Origin of the sequence: Streptomyces justiciae (assembly GCF_015163075.1) — a bacterium.
GTDB lineage: Bacteria > Actinomycetota > Actinomycetes > Streptomycetales > Streptomycetaceae > Streptomyces > Streptomyces justiciae.
In genome coordinates, this window is record NZ_JADDXU010000010.1 from 200,575 (window position 1) to 221,054 (window position 20,480).

The window sequence follows — 20,480 nt, forward strand, 5'->3', positions numbered from 1 at the left end:
GCCATGACGAAGATCGACACCAGCCGCCCGGAGACGGTCCTCCCGACCCCGTCGCACACCGTCGGCCCCTTCTACGGCCACGCCCTGCCCTTCCCGGGCGGCGAGGACATCGCCCCCGTCGGCCACCCGGACACGATCGCCGTGCACGGCTACATCTACGACGGCGAGGGCACCCCGCTGCCGGACGCGTTCGTGGAGCTGTGGGGTCCGGACCCGGACGGCAACATCCCGCAGGTCGACGGCTCGATGCGGCGCGACGGGGCCAGCGGTGGGTTCATGGGGCGCACCGGTGTGGAGTTCACGGGCTGGGGCCGCAGCCAGACGGACGCGAGCGGACACTGGTCCGCGCGGACGCTGCGCCCGGGCGCGCGCGGACAGAGCGCGCCGTACCTCAGCGTCTGTGTCTTCGCGCGCGGCCTGCTGGTCCACCTGTACACCCGTATCTACCTGCCGGGCGACGACGCGGCGCTCGCCGCCGACCCGCTGCTGTCCCGGGTGGACGAGGCGCGCCGGGGCACGCTGATCGCGACGGACGGCGGCCACGGCACCTACCGTTTCGACATCCGCCTTCAGGGCGAAGGCGAGACGGTCTTCCTGGAGTTCCAGTGACATCTGCCCCGGAGCCGGACGCCGGCCTGCTCGCCCCCGGGTGGGCCGGTTCCCCCGCCGCGTCCGCGACGAGCGACGCCGCGTATCTGCGCGCGCTGCTCGACGCGGAGGCCGCGCTGACCCGCGCCCAGGCGGTGCTGGACCTCGCGCCCGAGGCGGCGGCCACGGCGGTCACCGCGGCCGCCGGGTCGGACGGCTTCGACGCCCGGGACCTCGCGGTACGGGCGCGGGCGGGCGGCAATCCGGTGATCCCGCTGGTCGCCGACCTGACGAAGGCGGTGGGCGCGGAGTACGGCCCGTACGTCCACCGGGGCGCGACCAGCCAGGACATCCTGGACACGGCCACGATGCTGGTCGCCGTGCGCACCCTCGACCTGGTCCGCGCCGACCTCGCGCGGACGGAGGCGGCGCTGGCCCGGCTGGCCGCCGACCACCGGGACACGGCCCTGCCGGGGCGCACGCTCACCCAGCACGCGGTGCCGACGACCTTCGGCCTGAAGGCCGCCGGCTGGCGGTCCCTGGTGCTGGACGCGCGGGACCGGGTGACGTCCGTACGGAACTCGCTCCCCGCCCAACTCGGCGGCGCCGCCGGGACGTTGGCGGCCTTCACCGCGTACGGCGCACAGGACCCGACCGCGCTCGTGGCGGCGTACGCGCGCGAACTCGGCCTGCGGGAGCCGGACCTGCCCTGGCACACCCTGCGCACCCCGATCGCCGATCTCGCGGGGTGTCTGGCCTTCGCGGCCGGGGCCCTGGGCAAGATCGCCACGGATGTGCTGACGCTGGCCCGCACCGAGATCGCCGAGGTGGCGGAGGGCAGCGGCGGCGGCTCGTCGGCCATGCCGCACAAGGCGAATCCCGTACGGTCCACCCTCGTCGCCGCTGCCGCGCGGCGGGCGCCGCAGCTCGCCGCGACGCTGTACGGCTCCCTGGCCGCCGAGGACGAGCGGCCGGCCGGGGCCTGGCATGCCGAGTGGGAGCCGTTGCGGGACCTGCTCCGGCTGGTCGGCGGCGCGGCCCGCGATGCCGCCGAACTGACCGAGGGGCTGCGGGTGAACGCGGACGTCATGCGCGAACACCTGGAGCTCACCCACGGGTTGATCGTCTCCGAGCGGCTGTCCGCCGACCTGGCCCCCGTGCTGGGCCGGGCCCGCGCCAAGGCGCTGCTGACCGAGCTCGCGCAGCGCACCTACACCGAGGGGCGCTCCTTGGCGGAACTCCTGGCGGAGCAGCCGGAGTTGGCGAAGGCCGTCGACCTCGACCCCGCCCACTACACCGGCGCCGCCGGAACCCTCACCGACCGTGCTCTGGAGCGACGTTGACCGGCAAACTCCTCAACCACCACACCGAAGGGCCCACTTCGGCGCCCCCGCTCCTGCTGGGCCCGTCGCTCGGCACGTCGTACGCCCTGTGGGACAAGATCGCACCGGAACTGTCGATCACCCACCGGGTCGTCCGCTGGGACCTGCCCGGGCACGGCGGGAGCGCGGCCGACCTGATCGGCCCCGGCGCCGGCGTCGCCGACCTCGCCGAGCTGGTGCTCGCGCTCGCCGACTCGCTCGGCATCGAGCGGTTCGCCTACGCGGGGGTGTCACTGGGCGGCGCGGTCGGCCTGCACCTGGCCGCCCACCACCCCGAGCGGCTGTCCTCACTGGCCGTGATCTGTTCCTCGGCCCACTTCAACGGGGCGAAGCCCTGGGAGGAGCGGGCCGCGCGGGTCCGCGCCGAGGGGCTGGACTTCCTCGTGGAGAATGCCGACGCCCGCTGGTTCACGCCCGGATTCACGGTGCCCCGACTCGTCCAGGACCAACGGGACGCCGACCCCGAGGCCTACGCCGCCTGCTGCGACGCGCTCGCCGCCTTCGACCTGCGGGAGCGGCTGCCGGAGATCACCGCGCCGACGCTGCTCGTCGCCGGCCGGGACGATCAGGCGACGCCGCCCGCGCATCTGCGGGAGATCGCCGACGCGGTGCCCGGTGCCGCGCTCGTCGAGATCCCGGGCGCCGCGCACATAGCGCCCGCGGAACGCCCGGAGGCCGTCCTGACGGCCCTGCGCGCACACTTCGACGGCGGGGCCAAGCGCGGCATGGAGGTACGGCGCGAGGTGCTGGGCGACGCCCACGTGGACCGGGCACAGGCCCGGCAGACCGCGTTCACCGCCCGCTACCAGGACTTCATCTCGCGCTACGCCTGGGGCGAGATCTGGACCGACCCGACGCTCAGCCGCCGCGAACGCAGCATGATCACCCTGACCGCGCTGGTCGCGCACGGCCACTACGACGAGCTGGCCATGCATGTGCGGGCGGCCCGGCGCAACGGGCTGACGCCGGACGAGATCGGGGCCGTGCTGCTGCAGACGGCCGTGTACTGCGGGGTCCCGGCGGCGAACTCGGCGTTCGCGGCGGCCCAGCGGGTGCTGGCGGAGGACGGCGAAGCCTGACCCTGCCGGTCGTACCCTCGGCAGCATCTGCCACCTGCCTCCGCCGTGCGCCTACGGTGGAGGCATGTCGACTGTTCTGATCACCGGCGCCACCTCCGGTCTCGGCCGCTACGTCGCCTTCGAGCTGGTCCGCTCCGGGCATGTGGTCCTCGCCCACGGCCGCGACCCGGGCCGTACCGAGCGACTGGTCGAGGAACTCCGCACGGAGGGCGACGCCGAGGCGTTCGTCGCCGACCTGTCCTCGCTGGCGCAGGTGCGCGAGCTGGGCGCGCATGTCGCCGGCGCGCATCCCGACCTGGACGTACTGATCAACAACGCCGGTGTGGGCGCCGGTTCGCCCGGCGCGGCCCGCGAACTGAGCGCCGACGGCCACGAACTGCGGCTCGCCGTCAACTACTTGGCGCCGGTGACCCTGACCCGCACCCTCCTGCCGACGCTGCGCGCCAACACCCCGGCCCGGATCGTCAACGTGGGCTCGGTGGGCCAGGACCCCGTCGACTTCGACGACATCGAGTTCCGCCGCGGCTACGACGGCTTCGCGGCCTACCGCCGCGCCAAGTTCGCCTTGGCGGCCCATACGTTCGCCCTGGCCGAGGAGCTGGCGGACACAGGCGTAGCAGTGAACGTCCTGCACCCGGCCACCTTCATGGACACGGCGATGGTCCGCGAGGGCGGCGTCAAGCCCTGGAACACGGTGGCGGACGGCGCCCCGGGCGTACTGGCCCTGGCGACCCAGGACTTGGGCACGGGCGGCTACTTCGACGGCACGAACAAGGCAAGGGCGCACGAGAGGACGTACGACGGCGGTATTCAGAAGCGACTGACAGCGATCACTGATCAACTCCTGGCACTGTAACGCCGCCAGGGGCGCGGGGCTGCGTCAATTTGCGGCTCCGCCGCGTGGGCGCGACAAGCCACAACGCACCCGCACCGGACCCACAACCAGTCACGACCGAGCTCTCAGCGAAGCCCCCGTCCCGTCTCCAGAACCTCCCGCGCCTGTGCCACCAACCCCTCCGCACCACACGACTTCGCCAGCCCCAACCCCCGCTGAATCTCCGCCACCGACCGCGCAGCGATCCCGTACTCCACCCGGGCAGCCGCGTGTTCGTACTGACAGGGCGAGGCTTCCAAGTACGTCACCGCCTGCGACAGCAGCCGCACCGCCCGCTGCCCCGTCTCCAGCGCGGCAGCGCACCGCAGCGCCTCACCGATGGCCGTGTCCGTGCCGAACCGCTCGGCCCGCCGCCGCGCGTCCGTGGCGAGTTGGGCGGCGCGGGCCGGGTCCTTCGTGGCCAGCGCGCGGGCGAGGTCGAGGGCCCAGGGGACCATCACCGGGTTGTGGTGGCCGCGGGTCGCCGCCGCCTTCTCCGCGGCCTCCAGTTCGTTGATGCCGTCCTGGGTGCGGCCCACGGCGAGCAGCAGCCGCCCGCGCACCGAGCGCGGGTCGGGCAGCACGATCGTCGACGGGTACGGCGGGGCGAAGGCGTACTGTTCGGCGATCTCCCAGGCCTCGGCGACATGCCCGCGCGCGAGCAGCGTGTCGACGAGGTTGCAGGTCGCCGACCAGTACAGGGGCAGCCCGCGGGCGACCCGGTCGGCGATGCGGAGGGACTCGCGCAGCGCGTCCTCGGCCTCCCGGAGGCGGCCGCGCCGACGGTGGTTGAAGCCCAGGAAGGCGTGTGCCAGGGCCAGATGGCCGCCGCTCCAGCCCGCGGACTCGTAGGTGCGCAGCGCCTCCGTGAACAGGCTCTCCGCGCGGTCGAGGCGGTCGGTGTACGTGTAGGAGCTGGCCAGCATCATCAGGATCTCGACACCCCACTCGGTGTCGGTCCAGCCGAGTCCGGGTGCCAGTCGGCCGTTGACGAGGGCGCGGTCGCTGAGTTCGACGACGACCTCGGCGTTCTCGCCGTGGGTCATGGCGTCGAAGCCGCGCAGGATGAGCAGGGCCCGCTCGGAGTTGTCCCGGCCGGTGCACCGTGAGGCGAGTTCAGCGAGCCGCTCGGAGCGGCCCGGTGAGCCGGCCTCGCCCGCGTGGATGCCCTCCCACATGTACTGCACGGCCTGGAGCCGGAGTTGGGAGGGTCCGGGTTCGTGCCGGGCGGCCTCCGCCTCGACCGTGCGGACGGCGTCGTCCAGTTGGTCGTTGTGGATCAGGGCCTGGGAGAGGCGGACGACGGCGTCGACGCGCTCGGCGCCGTCGAGGCCCGGCATGGCGAGCGCGGACTGGAGGTGGTCGACGGTGGTGGCGGGTGCGGTCAGGAGGGTGGCGCAGCCCAGTTCGTAGAGCACGCGCGCGTGGGTCTCCTGCCGGGGCGGTTCCAGCAGGGCCCGCTCCAGACAGCGGCGGGCGGCGTCGGGCGCGCCGACGGCGAGGTGTTCGCGGGCGGCCTCGCGGAGCTGCTCGACGAGTTCCTCGTCGTCGTCCGGGTGGACTTGGAGGAGGTGCCGGGAGGCCATCGCCGCGCCGAGCCCGGAGTCGGTGACGACGCGGGCGGCGATGCCGTGCATGGCGGTGCACAGGGCGGGCGGGATGGAGTTGTAGACGGCGCTGGCGATGAGCGGGTGGACGAACTCCAGGTCGCCGTCGGCGGCCGGGGCGGCGGCGGGGTCGGGTTCGGTCAGGATGCGGGCGCTGCGCAGGAGTTCGGCGCAGCGGACGGCGTCCTCGGTGCCCATGGTGGCGAGCTTGGCGACGAGGCCGACGGAGATGCCGGTGCCGAGGATGGCGGCCGCCCAGGCGAACCGGGTGGCCTCGATGCCGAGGCCTTCGAGGCGGGCGACGAGGCCGCTGCCGCGGGCGGAGCGGTTGAGGGCGCGCAGTTCGGGGGCCTGGGCCTCGACGGGTTCGAGTTCGCTGTCCTGGACCTTGGCGAGGAGTTCGACGGTCTCGTAGGGGTTGCCGCCGGTGACGGCCCACACCTCGCGGCAGAACGGGGCGTCGGCGTGCTCGCCCAGGGTGGCGCGGGTCAGGCGGGCGGTGGCGTCCGGGGTCAGCGCGCTGAGCGTGGCGACGGGCGCGTCCGCGGCGGTCGCGACGGCGTCGAGGTGGCGGGCGCTCTCGCCGCTGATGTCTCCGGGGCGCCGGGCCACCACTACGAGGACGGACAGGTCGTCGAGGCGCTCGACGAACGCGGCGAGCCAGCGCAGGGTCTCCTGGTCGGCCCAGTGGGCGTCGTCGATGACGAGGACGAGCGGCCAGTCCCGGCGGGCGAGGCGGCGTACGGCGGCCACGAGACCGTCGCACACGCCCTGCGGGTCGGCGTTCCGCTCGCCGGGCTCGGTCAGGCCGAGGGCAGGGCCGGCGATGTCGTACCAGTCGCCGAGGTACTCGCGCGCCTCCTCCGGCATCAGGGACACCAGGGCGGGCTGGAGCAGCTGCCGCAGCACGTTGAAGGGGACGGACCTGAGGGTCTCGCCGCCGCGGGCGGACCAGACGGCGCAGCCGCGCGCTTCCGCCATGCGGCGCGTCTCGGCCAGCAGTGCCGTCTTGCCCAGTCCGGCCTCGCCCCGGAACACCAGCACGCTGCCCGAGGACGAGCGGTCCGCGCGCAGAGTGTCGATCGCCCGCTCGACGGCGGCGACCTCCTCGTCGCGCTCCCACAGGAAGGCCGAGGCGGCCTGCGCGGGCCGTACCTCCGTCATCCCGTTACCTCCCCAAGTCGCCCGAACGACGTACAGACCTCGAGCGTAGCCGTCCGATTGCCCCAGTGGAGGGCGGTCCGGGCAGCTGTTGCCTCGACGGGTGACAGCGGGTACGGAAGGGCGACGCGCCGGGCCTGTGACCAGTGCCCGCTTATTTATTGACTGTCAGTCAAGAAACGGATTCCGTCCGCCGCCGCCCGCGCGCGAGCGTCCTGTACGGCTCGTCCCGAACTGACCGGAAATCCGTACCGGCCCTCTCATCCGACTTTCACCGACGCCTCATACGGTGGGGGCATGACGCAGGTGACTCCTCCCGGTTGGTATCCCGATCCCGGGCAGACAAGTGACGGTCCCGCCACCGAGCGCTGGTGGGACGGCAAGACATGGACTGACCAGACCCGCCCCGCGGGGTCGGCCGCCGCATGGGGTCCTCCGGCGCAGACCCCCGACGCGGGGGCGTATCCGGCGTACCCGATCTATCCGGCCCAGCCGCCGGCCGGCGGGCGGCGCGGCTTGCGGACGGGCATAGCCGTCGCGGTCGCCGTCGCGGTCCTCGCCAGCATAGGCGTGGGCGTTTGGGCGCTGACCAGCGACGACGGTGGGGGCGGCGGCACCGCCAACTCCCAGCAGCAGCCGGGCGGCAACGGCGGTCCCGGCGGCCAGGGCGGCCCCGGTGGCCAGGACGGCGGCCAGGGCGGACCGGGCGGCAACGGCGGGTCCGGAGGCTCCGGTGGTTCCGGAGGCGCCTCGCCCTCGCCGCAGGAGTCGGAGGCGCCGAAGATCGAGAGCGGTTCGGTGTCCGACTCGATCAGCGGGATCAGCATCCCGATCCCGGACGGCTGGTACGGCCAGGAGATCCAGGTCGGCGCGTCGGTCACGTCCAACGACTCCTATCAATGCCCCGGCGAGACGTCCAAGACGTGCACGAAGGGCGGCGCCTACTCCGCGCCGGCCACCGCGTTCGGCCACCAGGACAAGACGGCCGAGGCGGTCGCCAAGGCCGACATCAAGGCCAACGCCGACGAGTCCTACGGCGGCAAGACCTACGGCTCGATCACCTCCCACGACGTGCTCGCCTCCAAGGCGGTGACCGTCGCCGGGCAGAAGGGCTATCTGGTCCGCTGGAAGGCGGTCACCAGCAAGGGCGCCGACGGTTACGTCGAGTCCCTCGCCTTCCCCTCCCCCGCGAACTCGCAGCAGATCGTCGTCGTGCGCTTCGGCGTCGACGTCGGCGAGCAGCAGTCGGTCATCGACGAGATCACCAAGGGGATCAAGGTGTCGACGGGCGGCGGCAGCGGCCAGGACGTCTGAGACCCCCGGGACAGCAGTCGGCCGGGTGGGGCGCCTCTCCGCTCAAGAGGAACCCCACCCGGCCGGGGGGTGCGCGCCGCCCCCGTCCCCACGGTGCGGCGCGAACAGGTCACCGTCCAGTCATCCCGTGGACGGCGGCCTGGGTCTTCGGGTCCTACGTCCTCATGTCAGGCCCAGCGCGGGCAGCACGACCGCGTCGACGAAGCGGACCAGATAGTCGGGATCGGCGTACTCCCCGTCCACCACGGGCCGCGCCCGGATCACCCCGAACAACTGGCACGGGACGTACTCCAGCGCCGGCTGGTCCGCGCTGATCTCACCGCGTTCGACCCCGCGCTGGAGGATCTCGCTCAGCTCGGCGATCTCCGGGTGGACGAGCGCCTCGCGCAGCGCCATCGCCAGTTCCGCGTCCTGGGTGACGGCGTGCCCGAGCGCCTGGAGCAGCTTGGTGTCGCCCGTCGACCACCGGCCCGCGGCCCGCGCCACCTCGCGCAGATCGCCCGCGAGCGACCCGGTGTCGATGCCCGCGAACTTCGACACCCGCCGGGAGCGCAGCGCGGCCACCACGAACTGGGGCTTGGTCTTCCACTGCCGGTAGAGCGTGGACTTGCTGCAGCGCGTACTGGCGGCCACTCCGTCCATGGTCACGGCCTCGTAGCCGCACTCCCGGATCTGTTCGAGCACGGCGTCGAAGAACTCCTGCTCACGCTCGCGCGAGATTTTGGAGCGGCGCGAGGCGGCGACCGTCTCCGGTCCGTCCGCGGCCTGCGACGTCATGGGCTCTTCTCCTCGGGTTCGAGTGCGGCTCGAGCGGCCGCGGCCAAAGTGCTGAGGGCTGCATTCCCAGTGTGGCGTATGTCTATCGATACTCGAGTGTACCGGTACTCGACCGTATCGGTACACTGGCGTATCGGTACGCACCCGTATCGATGAGTGGGTTCCGAGGAGCGCGATGAGTTACCGGCGCTCCGGGAGTCACCAGCTCAGCCCGCACCACCGTCAGCGAAGGGGCCGGGGGATGAATGCCCGCACCGAGCCTTCAGAAGGAGAGACCGACGCGATAGCTCGGCCTCCGCTCGTCCGTGAGCTCCTGCTCGTCGCAGGGCTCTTCCTCGTCTACAAGTTCGGCCGCCAGCTGGCGACGGGGCACACCGGCGAGGCCTTCGACAACGCGCACCGCGTGTGGGACCTGGAACGGGCCGTCCGGCTGCCCGGCGAGGGCTCGGTGCAGAACCTGCTGCTGCACGGCGACACCCTCGTGCACATCGCGAACACCTACTACGCGACGATCCACTTCCCGGCCACCGCGGCCTTCCTGATCTGGCTCTATCTGCGCCGGCCCGCGCACTACGTGTGGGCGCGCCGCGTCCTCGCCGCCGTCACCGCCGCCGCCCTGGTGGTGCACCTCGCCTTCCCGCTGGCCCCGCCGCGCATGCTCGCCGCGGCGGGCCTGGTCGACACCGCGAAGGTGTACGGCCCCTCGGTGTACGGCCCGCCGCAGACCGACCACCTCTCGAACCAGTTCGCGGCGATGCCCTCGCTGCACTTCGGCTGGGCCCTGATGGTGGCGATCGGCCTGATCGTGGCGACCAGGTCGCGCTGGCGCTGGCTGTGGCTGCTGCACCCGCTGCTGACGCTGACGGTGATCGTCGGCACCGCCAACCACTACTGGCTCGACGCGATCGTCGCCGCCGCCATGCTCGGCATCGCGCTCGCGGTGATCCGCCTGCCGCGCCGCACGAAGACCGCGGCGGAGCCGAGCCTCCCGACGGCGGCCCCCGCCGACGCGGACGCCGAGAAGAACGTCCTGGTCGGAGCGGGCCGATGAGCGCCACCGTCCTCGCCGTCGTCCTGTCCCTGTTCTCCGCCGTCGCCTACGCGGCCGCGGCGGTCGCCCAGGAGCGGCTGGCCTCCCGCGACCCCGGCTCGGGGATGGCGCGGATGATCACCTCGGGTGCCTGGTGGTGGTCGGTCGTGCTGAACGCCTCCGCGGCGCTGCTGCACGTGGTGGCCCTCAAGTACGGCCCGCTCACCGTGGTCCAGCCGCTCGGCGCGCTCACCCTGGTGGCCGCCGTGCCGATGGGCGCGCGCGTCGCCGGGCGCCGGGTCAGCGCGACGGAGTGGCGGGGTACGGCGTTCACGCTGCTCGGTCTGGCGGCGATCCTGGTCACGGCCTCCGGGTCGGCCCCCGATGCCGTGCTGAGCACGCCCGAGGCGCTCGCCGTCGCCGGCGTGACGGCCGCGCTGATCGGTCTGCTGGCCCGCAGGGGCACCCGTCCCGGACTGCGGCACGCGACCGGCTCCGGCTTCGCCTCCGGGGTCGCCTCGGCGCTCACCCAGACGGTGACGGTGGCCGCGACCGACCGCTCGGAGTCACTGCTGAGCGTGCAGGTCATCGGTGTGGCCCTGCTGGTCGCGGCGTTCGCGGCGGGCGGTCTGCTGCTGTCGCAGGTCGCCTACCGGGGCGGCCTCGGCGCCCCGCTCGCGGTGGTGACCCTGGCGAACCCGGTGGCCGCCGCGGTGATCGGCCTCGCCCTGCTCGGCGAACGCCTCCAGGGCGGCGCCGCGGGCGTCCTCCTGGCGCTGGCCGGAGCGGGTGTGGCGGCGTGGGGCGTGGTGCTGCTGAGCCGGGTGACACCGGAGCGGCAGACCCCGTCGGCCAGTCCGATCGTGGCGTCCGGCGGCCCGGTGCCGTCCGTCGTGTCGGTGCCGTCCGTCATGTCGGTGCCGTCAGTCGTGTCGGCGCCCGACGACCACCCCGTGGCCGCCGTCCTCGCCCTGGAGTCCGCGAAGGCGGCGACCGAGCAGGGGCTGTTGCCCCGGCAGCCGAAGCAACCGGGGCATCTCACGTCCCTCTGACCTACTCGGCGATGATCGCCGGATCGCTCACCCCGGCCCTGCCGTTCTCGACGTGCCCGGCGAACCCGCGCAGGAACGCCGGGTCCGCGTCGGACGTGACGGTCAGGTCGTACCAACGCCGGCTCGCCGTGAGGTCGATGGTGCGCTTCACGGTGGCGCCGGGCCGCACGGTCACGGACGTGGCGGCACCGCCGTACCCGTTGACGATCTTCAGGCGGACACTCCCGGTCCCCTCGTTGGTGAAGGTCAGCTCGACGTCGTCACCGCAGTGCCGCGCGGTGACCTCCGGACCGGCCGTCTTGTTGGCGCCCTTGAAGGAGCGCACGAACCCGTTCGGGCCGTGCACGGTCAGGTCGTACGAGCCGTTCGAGTACGCCGAGTTCCAGGTGTCCGCGACGGACTTGCCGGCCTCGGTGGTGTAGGTCCAGGGCCCGTCGGTGCGGTTGCCGGACGTGACCAGGAAGCCCGCGCCCGCCTTGGCGCCGGAGGCGAAGGTCAGCGTGAACCTGCCGGCCGCCGCGTCGACGGAACCGTCCACGCGCGGGGCGTACTTCAGCGGGCGGGCCGGGCGCAGGCCGCGCTCCTGCTTCGGCAGCACCGGGTTGGCCGGCGGGGTCGGCACGTAGTCGGGGTGGCGCAGGCGGTCCGGCGGTTCGTAGCCGGCGGTGTCCGGGAGGGCGACCGGCTTGGCGTCCGTGCGGGAGAAGTCGAAGGCCGCGGTCAGGTCGCCGCAGACGGCCCGGCGCCAGGGCGAGATGTTCGGCTCGTGCACCCCGAAGCGGCGCTCCATGAACCGGATGATCGAGGTGTGGTCGAGGGTCTCGGAGCAGACGTAACCGCCCTTGCTCCAGGGCGAGACGACGAGCATCGGCACCCGCTGGCCGAGCCCGTAGGGACCGGCGACATGGCCGCTGTCGCCCTTGAAGAGGTCGAGCGCCGGGTCGACCGTCGACTTGCCCTGCGCGGCGGAGGCCGGCGGGAAGGCCGGGACGACATGGTCGAAGAAGCCGTCGTTCTCGTCGTACGTGATGAACAGCGCGGTCTTCGCCCACACCTCCGGCACGGAGGTCAGCGCGTCGAGGACCTGGGCGATGTACCAGGCGCCGTAGTTGGCGGGCCAGTTGGGGTGCTCGGTGAAGGCCTCGGGGGCGACGACCCAGGAGATCTTCGGGAGCTTGCCGCCCTTGACGTCGGCGCGCAGCTGGTCGAAGTAGCCCTCGCCCTTGGTGTAGTCGGTGCCGGTGCGGGCCTTGTCGTAGAGCGGGTCGCCGGGCTGGGCGTCGCGGTACTGGTTGAAGTACAGCAGGGAGTTGTCGCCGTAGTTGCCGCGGTAGGCGTCGTTGATCCAGCCCCAGGAACCGGCCGCGTCGAGGCCGTCGCCGACGTCCTGGTAGATCTTCCAGGAGACGCCCGCCTGCTCCAGGCGTTCGGGGTACGTCGTCCAGCCGTAGCCGACCTCGTCGTTGCCGAGGACGGGGCCGCCGCCCTTGCCGTCGTTGCCGGTGTAACCCGTCCACATGTAGTAGCGGTTGGGGTCGGTCGAGCCGATGAACGAGCAGTGGTAGGCGTCGCAGACGGTGAAGGAGTCGGCGAGCGCGTAGTGGAACGGGATGTCCTTGCGTTCCAGGTACGCCATCGTCGTGGAGCCCTTGGACGGCACCCACTTGTCGTACTTGCCGCCCGCGAAGGCCGCGTGGCCGTCGTTCCAGCCGTGCGGGAGGTCCTGGACGAACGCCAGGCCCAGGTCGTCGTGTTCGGGGCGGAACGGCAGGATCTCCTTGCCGGCGCTGTCCTTCTGGTGCCAGACCGACTGGCCGTTCGCCTGCTTGACCGGCCGCGGGTCCCCGAAGCCGCGGACGCCGCGGAGCTTGCCGAAGTAGTGGTCGAAGGAGCGGTTCTCCTGCATCAGGACGACGATGTGCTCGACGTCCTCGATCGATCCCGTGCGGTGGTTCGCCGGGAGCGCGGCGGCGCGCTGGATGCTGCTGGACAGCGCGGTGAACGCCGTGGTGGCGCCAGCGACTTGGAGGAATCTGCGCCGATTGACTTCGGGCATGGGTGGGTCTGCCTCTCATCCAGGGGTGCGGATGGCCGGAACGTGACGGAAGGTGCGCGCAGCGAGTGTTCCAAGAGCACCAAACGTCAGGGAAGGGTCTGGTGACGCCCGTGTGAAAGTCGCCGGTACGCGCGGGGTTCCGGCGGGCCCGAAGCCACGCAGGCCCGTATAACACTCGTCATAGACCTGGTGTAGGCTCCGGCCGCTGGTTATAACAGTCGTTATAGGAGGTAGTCGTGACCGTGATCACCGTGAACACCCCGAAGGGCCGGCTGAGCGTGGAGCAGCGCCGCACGCTGGCCGAAACGCTGACGGACGCGGTGCTCGTGCCCGAGATCGGTCAGTTCGCGCCGCCCGCGCGAGCCGGGTTCCAGGTGCACTTCGTGGAGCGCGAGCCGGACATGATGGCCATCGGCGGCCGGCTGCTGGCGGACGCCGGCCCGGCGCTGGACGTCATGGTGATCGACGTGACGGTGATGGACGGGGACTGGCGCCGGGAGGTGCGGGCCGAGGTCATCGAGCGGGTGCTGCACGCACTCGCCGAGGCATGCGGGCTTCCCGAGCCGTCGCCGGCCTGGTGGGTGACCTTCCGGGTGGTGGACGAGGGCAGTTGGGGGTCGAGCGGCGGGGTGCTGTCGATCCTGTCCCTGCTGGAGAGCGGCGTGTTCACCGAGGAGAAGGCGAAGGCGATCCGGGCGGCGATCGACGCCTGATCAGTCGGCCTCGTCCGCAGCCACGTCGATCGGTGTCTGATCATTCGACCTCGTCTGCGGCCGGGGCAATCGGCGCCTGACCACTCCACCCCGTCCAGAGCCGCAGCAATCGGCCTGACCACTCGACCTCGCCCACGGCCGAGGCGATCGGCCTGATCACTCGGCCCCCTCCACAGCCACGGCAATCGGCGCCTGACCACTCCGCCCCGCCCGCGGCCGCGGCAATCGATCCCTGATCACCCGCCCCCGCCCGCGGCCGCGGCAATCGATCCCTGATCACCCGCCCCCGTCCGCGGCCGTGGCAATCGAGGCCTGCTCACCCGCCCCCACCCACAGCCCCGGCGATCACCGCCTCCAACTGCCGCTCCACCAGGTCCAGCGGCGTCATGCTCCGCTTGGCGCGGCACATCGCGATCGCGCCCTCGACGCCCGCCACGACCAGGGCCGCGACGCCGGCGGCCTGGTCCCGGTCGGCCCCGTGTGCGCGCAACGACTCCGCGAGCAGCCGCTCCCAGCCCTCGAACGCCTCGGCGGCGGCCGCGAGGGCGGGCGGGATCTCGTCGGCCGGGGGCTCCTCGACGGAGACGGCCAGCACCGGGCAGCCGGCGCGGTAGTCGCTGTCGACGACGATGCCGCGCCACAGGGCAAGGAAGGCGCGGAGCCCGGCGGCCGGACCCGCGTCGAGTTCCTTGCGGAGGATGCGCTCGACCGCCGTACCGGCGTACCGCACCGCCTCGGTGGCCAACTGCTGCTTGCCCTCGGGGAAGTAGTGGTATGTCGAACCGAGCGGCGCCTTGGCGTGTTTGGCCAGCTCACGGATGCTCGTGGCGTTCAGGCCACGCCGGCTGATCATGTCGGCCGCTCCGGCCACGATGCGCTCGCGCGACGGCGCGCTGGATTTGGCCAAGGCCGCACCCCTCTCTGGCTATAACGCTCGTCATAGTCTAGCGTGACCTTCACTTATAACGACTGTTATAGATCACGTGACCCGCAAGGGAGACCCGTCATGCCGATGATCCGGCTCACCGTCCCGTCCGGTGCCCTGACCGAGGAGGGTCGCGCGTCCGTCCAGCGCGACCTGGCCGCCGTACTGCTGCGTTGGGAGGGGGCGCCCGACACGGCGTTCTTCCGGGCCCAGGCATGGAGCTACCTGGCCGAGCTGCCGGAGGGGGCGCAGACCACCGCCGAGGACGACGCGCCCCGCTTCCTGGTCGAGGTGACCGTGCCGCAGGGCGCGCTGTCCGAGCGTCGTAAGGCGGGGCTGGTGGAGGAGGCCACGAAGACGGTCCTCGGCGCGGCCGGGCTGTCCCCGGACGAGGCGCTGCGGGTGTGGGTGCTGGTGCACGAGCAGGCCGACGGCACCTGGGGCGCGGGCGGCTCGGTCGTCCGGTACGCCGACCTCGTGGCCCTCGCGAAGGGGCCGGCCGGTGCGTGAACTGACGTACGTCGCCCGCAACTCCGTCGAGTGGCGTGAGGCGCCCGACCCGAAGCTGCTCACCGACCGGGAGGCGATCGTCGCGCCGGTCGCGGCGACCTCCTGCGACGTGGACACCGCGATCCTCGCCGGGCATGGCTTCATAGCGCCGCCGTTCGCGCTCGGGCACGAGTGCGTGGCCCGGGTGGTGGAGGTCGGCGACGCGGTGACCGGCGTGGCCCCCGGGGACCTGGTCGTCGTCCCGTGGTCCATCAACTGCGGTACCTGTGCCCCCTGTTCGGCCGGCCTCACCGCGCACTGCTCGTCCGTACCGCACATGGCGATGTACGGCGCCCCGATCGGCGGCACCTGGGGCGGACTCTTCTCCGACCTCGTCCGGGTCCCGTGGGCGGACGCCATGCTGGTGCCGCTCCCCGGCGATCTGGACCCGGTCGCGATGGCGTCGGCGAGCGACAACTGGTCGTTGTCCTGGCGGCTGGTCGCCCCGCACCTCAAGGCACGGCCCGGCGCCCGGGTCCTGGTCGTGGCGCGCGGCAGCATCGGGCTGTACGTGTGCGACATCGCCCGCGCGCTCGGCGCGTCCGAGGTGTTGTACGTCGACCCGAACCCCGAACACCGGGAACTCGCCCGGGGTTTCGGCGCCGCCACCGCGGAGACGCTGGAGCCGGTCAGGCACGGTTTCGACATCGCGGTCGAGGCGACGGGCCGGGTCGACCAGCTGGCACTCGCCGTCAAGTCCCTTGCCCCGGAGGGCATCTGCGAGTCCGCGGGCAACCACTTCCGTCCCGGCGAGCTGCCGCTGCTCGACATGTACCTCACCGGCGTCACCTTGCGTGTCGCCCGTGACAACGTCCGCGGCCACATCCCCGACGCCCTGGAACTCGCCCGCTCGGGCAGGGTCGACCCGGCGAAAGTGGTCTCCCACGTCATCGACTGGGAGCAACTCCCCGACGCCCTGCCCGAGAAGCACCTCAAGCCCGTCTTCGTACGCGCGGACGGCTGACCGAGAAGCAGACTGAGCGAGCAGATCCATGAACGCACCCCACACCGCGGCCCCGTCGACGGACCTGGACCATCAGCGCGAGGCGATCGCCGGGCTCGGTCACGAGCTGCGGGCCCTGGTCGACGCGACCGTCCGCACCGTCACCCCCGCCGACGTCCTGCACCGCGTGACGGGCGAGGTCCGGCGGCTCACCGCCCAGCTGACCGGACGCCGAAGGACCCGGGCCGAGATCCCGCACGTGGACGAATTCCCGGGCGGGATACGGATGTTCAGCCCCGTCACCGGCCCCGGCAGCCCCCTCGCCCCACCGGTGCGGGTGACGCCGGACGGCGACGGTGTCACCGGCCACTGCACGCTCGGCATCGCCCACGAGTGCCCGCCCGGGTATGTGCACGGCGGCATGAGCGCCATGCTGCTGGACGAGTTGATGGGGTGGGCCTGCTCCGCGGCGGGGACACCCGCGATGACGGTGTCCCTCCAACTGCGGTACCACGGGCCCGTGCCGGTGGAGACGCCACTGCGGGTCCGCGCCCGGGTCACCGGCACCGAGGCCCGCAAGGTCTTCGTGACGGGTTCGATCACCACGGAGGCGGACGGCGACCGCCAACTGGTCACCGCCGAAGCCGTTTTCGTGACACCTGATCCGGAGCGCGCCCGAGCGCTGTTCCCGGCACGGTAGGCCCTGCGGGAGCGACCGCCGCCGGGCCGGTGGCGCACGCACTGCTCCCGAGACCGTGGACCGCCTCGCCGACGACGGTCCGCCGGTGCTGCTTCCGGGCCTGCTCGTGGCCACCGACAGCCACCCCGACGATCAGTGCCCTCGGTGTCCGGCGTCGCCCGAATGGCTTCTCACCGCGTGCCGCCGCGGCCGCGGTCGGCGGAAATGGAGCGAGCAGGCATCCCGAGCGTTGGAGACACCATGAGTGGCCCGCCCGAGCCCAGCGGCTCCGCGCCCGCCCCGAAGGACACCGGTCCCGCCGATGGCGTCGGCGGGCACGGCTCCCGGGCCGGGCGGATCGCGCGGAGCACGGCCTCGGCGGTCCTCATCGTGCTGACCTGCGTCCTCGTGCCCGTCGCCCTGCTGACGGTGTGGGTGCACGACATCGCGCTCGACACCGACCGCTACGTCGCCACGGTCAAGCCACTGGCCACCGACCCGGCCATCCAGGACGCGGCCGTCCGCCGCATCAGCGAGGCCGCCGACGTACGCGTGGACGGCGATCAGGCCGCCGCGGACATCGCGACCTGGCTGACGTCGCAGGGTCTGCCGCCGCGCGCCGCCGCGGCCGTACGGAACCTCGGCCCGCAGCTCGACTCGGCCGTCGACAACACGGTGACCAAGGTCGCCACCCGTTTCGTCGAGAGCGACCGCTTCGAGAAGGTGTGGACGAACGCCAACCGGGCCGCCCACAACACCGTCGTAGACGCGCTCACCGGGGAGGGCCGCGGTGCCGTCGGGGTCAGCGGCGGCACGGTGACGCTCGACGTCGGCACGGCCGTCGACCGGGTCAGACAGGAACTGGTCGACGCCGGTCTGTCCCCGGCCGCGAAGATCCCCGACGTCGACAAGGAGATGGTGCTCTTCCACTCCGACCAGCTCGGGAAGATCCGCAAGGGCGCGCATCTGCTGGACGTGATCGGCGACTGGTTCCCCCTGCTCGTCGTGGCCCTCGGCGCGGCCGGGGTGCTGCTGGCCCACCGCCGGCGCCGCGCCCTCGCGCGCACCGCCCTCGGCGCGGCCTTCGCCTGCCTGGTCGTGGCCATCGTCCTCGTCGTCGCCCGCCGCTACTACCTGGACCACCTCCCGCCCCAGATCCAGTCGCGGGCCGCCGCGGCGGCGGTCTTCGACACGCTGCTGCACTTCCTGCGGGTCAGCCTGCGCACCGCGATCGTGCTCGGCGTCGTCATCGCGCTCGGCACCTATCTCATCGGCCCGGGCCGGCTCCCGGTGGCGGTGCGCAGGACGTCGGAGCGCACCGCGGACTCCGCGGCGACCTGGGCGTACGGCCACCAGGTCCGCACCGGGCGGGCCGGGACGTGGACGCAGGACCACCGGCGATGGATCACGCTGGCCGCCCTCCTGATCGTGGCGCTGGTCTTCGCCCTCTGGAACCATCCGACCGCGCTGACGATCCTGCTCCTGGTGCTCGTCCTGCTGGCCGTCCTCGCCCTGGTCGCCCTCCTCGCCGCCACGGGCCGCGCCACGCTGGCCGCCGAACAAGGGGCGCCGGTCGGTCGGAACGACTCGTCCGGCGATCGCCCATGACGCGGCGGGGTCAGCTGTAGGCGTCCTCGACGGCGACTCGTCGCACCGTGCGCAGCGTCGTCCGCAGACGGTCCAGGTCGGTCGAGCCCAGGGCGAGGCGGAGCGCCTGCGGTGTGTGGGTCGTGGTCGTGAAGGGCTCCGCGGTGCTCACCGAGATCTGCTGCCGCGCGAGGGTGGCGGTCAGGCGGTCGGCGCGCGCGTCGTCGGGCAACGGCAGCCAGACGAAGTAAGACGAGGGGTGGCCGACGAGCGGCAGGCCCGCCAGCTCCTGCCGGGCGATCGCCTGGCGGGCCCTCGCGTCGTCCCGCTTCCGCGCCTCCAGCTGGTCCACCGTGCCGTCGTCGAGCCAGCCGCAGGCGATCGCGGTGGTGAGGGCCGGGGTGTTCCAGATGGTGGCCCGGATCGCGCGTTCGAGCGACGGCACCAGGTGCTGAGGGGCGACGACGAAGCCGACCCGGAGGCCGGTGGCGACGTTCTTGGACAGGCCGGTGACGTGGACGGTGATGTCCGGCGCGGTGGCGGCCAGCGGCGGTGGCGGGTCCTCGGCCAGGTAGGCGTAGGAGGCGTCCTCGATGAGGAGCGAGCCGTGCTGTCGGGCGATCTCGACCAGGCGGGTGCGCTCGTCGGCCGGCATGACCCGGCCGAGGGGGTTGTGCAGGGTCGGCATGGTGTAGATCGCGCGTACCGGGCGGCTCGCGCACACCTTGGCGAGGGCGTCGAGATCCGGCCCGTCGGGGGTGACGGGAATGGGCTCCAGGTCGAGCCGGAAGGCTTCCGCGAGCACCTTGAAACCCGGGTAGGTGAGCGCGTCGACCGCGACGACGTCACCGGCGCCGAGCGTGGCCATGACGGTGACGGCCAGGCCGTGCTGCGCGCCGTTGACGACGAGGATCTGATCCGGGTCCGGGCTGAGGCCGCGCCGCCGCAGGTGCCGTGCGATCGACGCCCGGTCCTGGGGGCGTCCGCGATGGGGCTGGTAGCTCAGCAGTGAGTCGAGGTCGCCGGAGCCGGCGAGTCCGCGCAGGGCCTGCCGCAGGAGGTCGGCCTGGCCGGGCAGCGAGGGGTAGTTGAAGTTGAGGTCGACCGCGTCGGTGGCGACCACCTGAAGGTCGATGCCGTGTCCGGCGGGCACCGCGATGTCCCGTACGAAGGTGCCGCGGCCCTGTTCGCGGCTGACCAGGCCCATCGCCTCCAGTTCGGCGTACACGCGGGTCGCCGTCACCACGGCGATGCCCTCCTGCGCGGCCAGCCCGCGGTGGGTCGGCAGCCGCGTACCCGCGGCGAGCCGTCCGGAGCGGATGTCGGACGCGAGCGTGTCGACCAGGGCCTTGTAGCGCGGGGCTGCCATGGGCCGAAGTGTATCCATGACAATTTTTTGACTGTCCTGTTCGCGGGTCCCTACGGTCGGGAGCGGTCGGGACCCACTCCTGTCGGAAGGACAGCCGCCGTGCACATCGCCATCCTCACCTTCGAGGGCTACAACGAGCTCGACTCCCTGATCGCCCTCGGCGTGCTCAACCGCGTGAAGACCGACGGCTGGCGCGTCACCATCGCCACGCCGAGCCCCAAGGTGACGTCGATGAACGGCGTGACCATCGAACAGATGTCAACGCTGGAGGAGGCGTGCGCCGCCGACGCCGTCATCGTCGGCAGCGGCATCGCCACCCGTGAAGTCGTCGAGGATGAGGCGATCATGGGCGTGCTGCGCGGTCTGGACCCCGCGCGCCAGCTCATCGCGGCCCAGTGCTCCGGCGCGCTCGTGCTGGCCCGGCTCGGTCTGCTCCACGACATCCCGGCCTGCACCGACCTCACCACCAAGCCCTGGGTCGTCGCCGCCGGCGTCGAGGTGCTCAACCAGCCGTTCTACGCCAAGGACAACATCGCCACGGCCGGCGGCTGCCTCGCCTCGCCCTACCTCGCCGCCTGGGTCATCGCCCGCCTCGAGGGCCACGACGCCGCGGAGAGCGCGCTGCACTACGTCGCCCCGGTCGGCGAGAAGGAGGAGTACGTCGAGCGCGCCCGCCGCAACATCACCCCGTACCTTCCGGCCCCCGCGACGTCGACGGCCTGAGACGTCCGGCCGCACACGTCCCTGTGCCACCCCTCTCAACTGGCCTTCTCCACTGCGCCTTCCGTGAGGCGG

18 protein-coding genes are annotated in these 20,480 nt (G+C 72.6%); 13 read left to right on the forward strand and 5 right to left on the reverse strand.

Features of this window, described 5'->3' with window-relative positions:
- Positions 1–3 precede the first annotated feature (3 nt).
- From pcaG to IQ210_RS27200, 4 genes are all read left to right on the forward strand, one after another.
- Positions 4–609 carry a protocatechuate 3,4-dioxygenase subunit alpha gene (gene pcaG, locus IQ210_RS27185; RefSeq protein ID WP_194081756.1) on the forward strand — a complete coding sequence of 202 codons (606 nt, stop codon included), beginning with the start codon at positions 4–6 and terminating at the stop codon, positions 607–609.
- The gene (gene pcaB / locus IQ210_RS27190) at positions 606–1,931 is read left to right on the forward strand and encodes a 3-carboxy-cis,cis-muconate cycloisomerase (RefSeq protein WP_194081757.1); all 1,326 of its coding nucleotides are present in this window, start codon (positions 606–608) and stop codon (positions 1,929–1,931) included. The genes pcaG and pcaB overlap by 4 nt, the downstream gene beginning before the upstream one ends.
- Complete coding sequence (gene pcaDC / locus IQ210_RS27195; protein ID WP_194081758.1) at positions 1,928–3,049, forward strand: bifunctional 3-oxoadipate enol-lactonase/4-carboxymuconolactone decarboxylase PcaDC; 1,122 nt, start codon at positions 1,928–1,930, stop codon at positions 3,047–3,049. The genes pcaB and pcaDC overlap by 4 nt, the downstream gene beginning before the upstream one ends.
- Positions 3,050–3,113: 64 nt before the next feature.
- The gene (locus tag IQ210_RS27200; RefSeq protein WP_194081759.1) at positions 3,114–3,905 is read left to right on the forward strand and encodes an SDR family NAD(P)-dependent oxidoreductase; all 792 of its coding nucleotides are present in this window, start codon (positions 3,114–3,116) and stop codon (positions 3,903–3,905) included.
- Positions 3,906–4,009: 104 nt separating this feature from the next.
- Here IQ210_RS27200 and IQ210_RS27205 read toward each other — a convergent pair whose 3' ends face one another.
- The gene (locus IQ210_RS27205) at positions 4,010–6,694 is read right to left on the reverse strand and encodes an ATP-binding protein (protein WP_194081760.1); all 2,685 of its coding nucleotides are present in this window, start codon (positions 6,692–6,694) and stop codon (positions 4,010–4,012) included.
- Between the two features lie 294 nt (positions 6,695–6,988).
- Here IQ210_RS27205 and IQ210_RS27210 point away from each other — a divergent pair, with 294 nt between their 5' ends.
- Positions 6,989–8,005: a DUF2510 domain-containing protein gene (locus IQ210_RS27210; protein ID WP_194081761.1), complete on the forward strand. Its 1,017-nt coding sequence runs from the start codon at positions 6,989–6,991 to the stop codon at positions 8,003–8,005.
- A gap of 162 nt (positions 8,006–8,167) precedes the next feature.
- Here the strand turns inward: IQ210_RS27210 and IQ210_RS27215 are convergent, their stop codons facing one another.
- Positions 8,168–8,782, reverse strand: coding sequence for a TetR/AcrR family transcriptional regulator (locus IQ210_RS27215; RefSeq protein WP_194081762.1), 615 nt, complete (start codon positions 8,780–8,782; stop codon positions 8,168–8,170).
- A gap of 241 nt (positions 8,783–9,023) precedes the next feature.
- On the opposite strand from IQ210_RS27215, the gene IQ210_RS27220 reads away from it, so the two are divergent.
- Positions 9,024–9,833, forward strand: coding sequence for a phosphatase PAP2 family protein (locus tag IQ210_RS27220; RefSeq protein ID WP_194081763.1), 810 nt, complete (start codon positions 9,024–9,026; stop codon positions 9,831–9,833).
- Positions 9,830–10,864: a DMT family protein gene (locus tag IQ210_RS27225; protein ID WP_194081764.1), complete on the forward strand. Its 1,035-nt coding sequence runs from the start codon at positions 9,830–9,832 to the stop codon at positions 10,862–10,864. The genes IQ210_RS27220 and IQ210_RS27225 overlap by 4 nt, the downstream gene beginning before the upstream one ends.
- A gap of 1 nt (position 10,865) precedes the next feature.
- On the opposite strand, the gene IQ210_RS27230 is transcribed toward IQ210_RS27225, so the two are convergent.
- A complete protein-coding gene (locus IQ210_RS27230; RefSeq protein WP_194081765.1) occupies positions 10,866–12,920 on the reverse strand; it encodes a phosphocholine-specific phospholipase C in 2,055 nt (684 codons plus the stop codon).
- Between the two features lie 236 nt (positions 12,921–13,156).
- Here IQ210_RS27230 and IQ210_RS27235 point away from each other — a divergent pair, with 236 nt between their 5' ends.
- Positions 13,157–13,633, forward strand: a complete 477-nt coding sequence (locus tag IQ210_RS27235) for a tautomerase family protein (RefSeq protein WP_194081766.1) — start codon at positions 13,157–13,159, stop codon at positions 13,631–13,633.
- A gap of 316 nt (positions 13,634–13,949) precedes the next feature.
- On the opposite strand, the gene IQ210_RS27240 is transcribed toward IQ210_RS27235, so the two are convergent.
- Positions 13,950–14,540 (reverse strand): TetR/AcrR family transcriptional regulator, encoded by a 591-nt coding sequence (locus IQ210_RS27240; protein ID WP_194081767.1) that lies wholly within the window; start codon positions 14,538–14,540, stop codon positions 13,950–13,952.
- A 99-nt stretch (positions 14,541–14,639) separates the two neighbouring features.
- On the opposite strand from IQ210_RS27240, the gene IQ210_RS27245 reads away from it, so the two are divergent.
- The 4 genes from IQ210_RS27245 to IQ210_RS27260 all read left to right on the forward strand — a co-directional run bounded on the left by IQ210_RS27245 (position 14,640) and on the right by IQ210_RS27260 (position 18,337).
- Positions 14,640–15,068 carry a tautomerase family protein gene (locus tag IQ210_RS27245; RefSeq protein WP_194081768.1) on the forward strand — a complete coding sequence of 143 codons (429 nt, stop codon included), beginning with the start codon at positions 14,640–14,642 and terminating at the stop codon, positions 15,066–15,068.
- Complete coding sequence (locus IQ210_RS27250) at positions 15,061–16,071, forward strand: zinc-dependent alcohol dehydrogenase (RefSeq protein ID WP_194081769.1); 1,011 nt, start codon at positions 15,061–15,063, stop codon at positions 16,069–16,071. Before IQ210_RS27245 ends, IQ210_RS27250 begins: the two co-directional genes overlap by 8 nt.
- Positions 16,072–16,099: 28 nt before the next feature.
- On the forward strand, positions 16,100–16,750 hold the full coding sequence (locus tag IQ210_RS27255) for a PaaI family thioesterase (RefSeq protein ID WP_194081770.1): 651 nt from the start codon (positions 16,100–16,102) through the stop codon (positions 16,748–16,750).
- A gap of 240 nt (positions 16,751–16,990) precedes the next feature.
- On the forward strand, positions 16,991–18,337 hold the full coding sequence (locus IQ210_RS27260) for a hypothetical protein (RefSeq protein WP_228048407.1): 1,347 nt from the start codon (positions 16,991–16,993) through the stop codon (positions 18,335–18,337).
- Positions 18,338–18,347: 10 nt separating this feature from the next.
- On the opposite strand, the gene IQ210_RS27265 is transcribed toward IQ210_RS27260, so the two are convergent.
- Positions 18,348–19,685, reverse strand: a complete 1,338-nt coding sequence (locus tag IQ210_RS27265; protein WP_194081771.1) for an aminotransferase-like domain-containing protein — start codon at positions 19,683–19,685, stop codon at positions 18,348–18,350.
- Between the two features lie 99 nt (positions 19,686–19,784).
- On the opposite strand from IQ210_RS27265, the gene IQ210_RS27270 reads away from it, so the two are divergent.
- Positions 19,785–20,408, forward strand: a complete 624-nt coding sequence (locus IQ210_RS27270) for a DJ-1/PfpI family protein (RefSeq protein WP_194081772.1) — start codon at positions 19,785–19,787, stop codon at positions 20,406–20,408.
- The last annotated feature ends 72 nt before the right edge of the window (positions 20,409–20,480 follow it).

Bases quoted from the DNA above. Each gene is read 5' to 3' on its own strand.
- pcaG (WP_194081756.1), top strand. From the start codon at position 4: ATGACGAAGATCGACACCAGCCGCCCGGAGACGGTCCTCCCGACCCCG.
- IQ210_RS27200 (WP_194081759.1), top strand. From the start codon at position 3,114: ATGTCGACTGTTCTGATCACCGGCGCCACCTCCGGTCTCGGCCGCTAC.
- IQ210_RS27205 (WP_194081760.1), bottom strand. From the start codon at position 6,694: ATGACGGAGGTACGGCCCGCGCAGGCCGCCTCGGCCTTCCTGTGGGAG.
- IQ210_RS27210 (WP_194081761.1), top strand. From the start codon at position 6,989: ATGACGCAGGTGACTCCTCCCGGTTGGTATCCCGATCCCGGGCAGACA.
- IQ210_RS27215 (WP_194081762.1), bottom strand. From the start codon at position 8,782: ATGACGTCGCAGGCCGCGGACGGACCGGAGACGGTCGCCGCCTCGCGC.
- IQ210_RS27220 (WP_194081763.1), top strand. From the start codon at position 9,024: ATGAATGCCCGCACCGAGCCTTCAGAAGGAGAGACCGACGCGATAGCT.
- IQ210_RS27225 (WP_194081764.1), top strand. From the start codon at position 9,830: ATGAGCGCCACCGTCCTCGCCGTCGTCCTGTCCCTGTTCTCCGCCGTC.
- IQ210_RS27230 (WP_194081765.1), bottom strand. From the start codon at position 12,920: ATGCCCGAAGTCAATCGGCGCAGATTCCTCCAAGTCGCTGGCGCCACC.
- IQ210_RS27245 (WP_194081768.1), top strand. From the start codon at position 14,640: ATGCCGATGATCCGGCTCACCGTCCCGTCCGGTGCCCTGACCGAGGAG.
- IQ210_RS27255 (WP_194081770.1), top strand. From the start codon at position 16,100: ATGAACGCACCCCACACCGCGGCCCCGTCGACGGACCTGGACCATCAG.
- IQ210_RS27260 (WP_228048407.1), top strand. From the start codon at position 16,991: ATGAGTGGCCCGCCCGAGCCCAGCGGCTCCGCGCCCGCCCCGAAGGAC.
- IQ210_RS27265 (WP_194081771.1), bottom strand. From the start codon at position 19,685: ATGGCAGCCCCGCGCTACAAGGCCCTGGTCGACACGCTCGCGTCCGAC.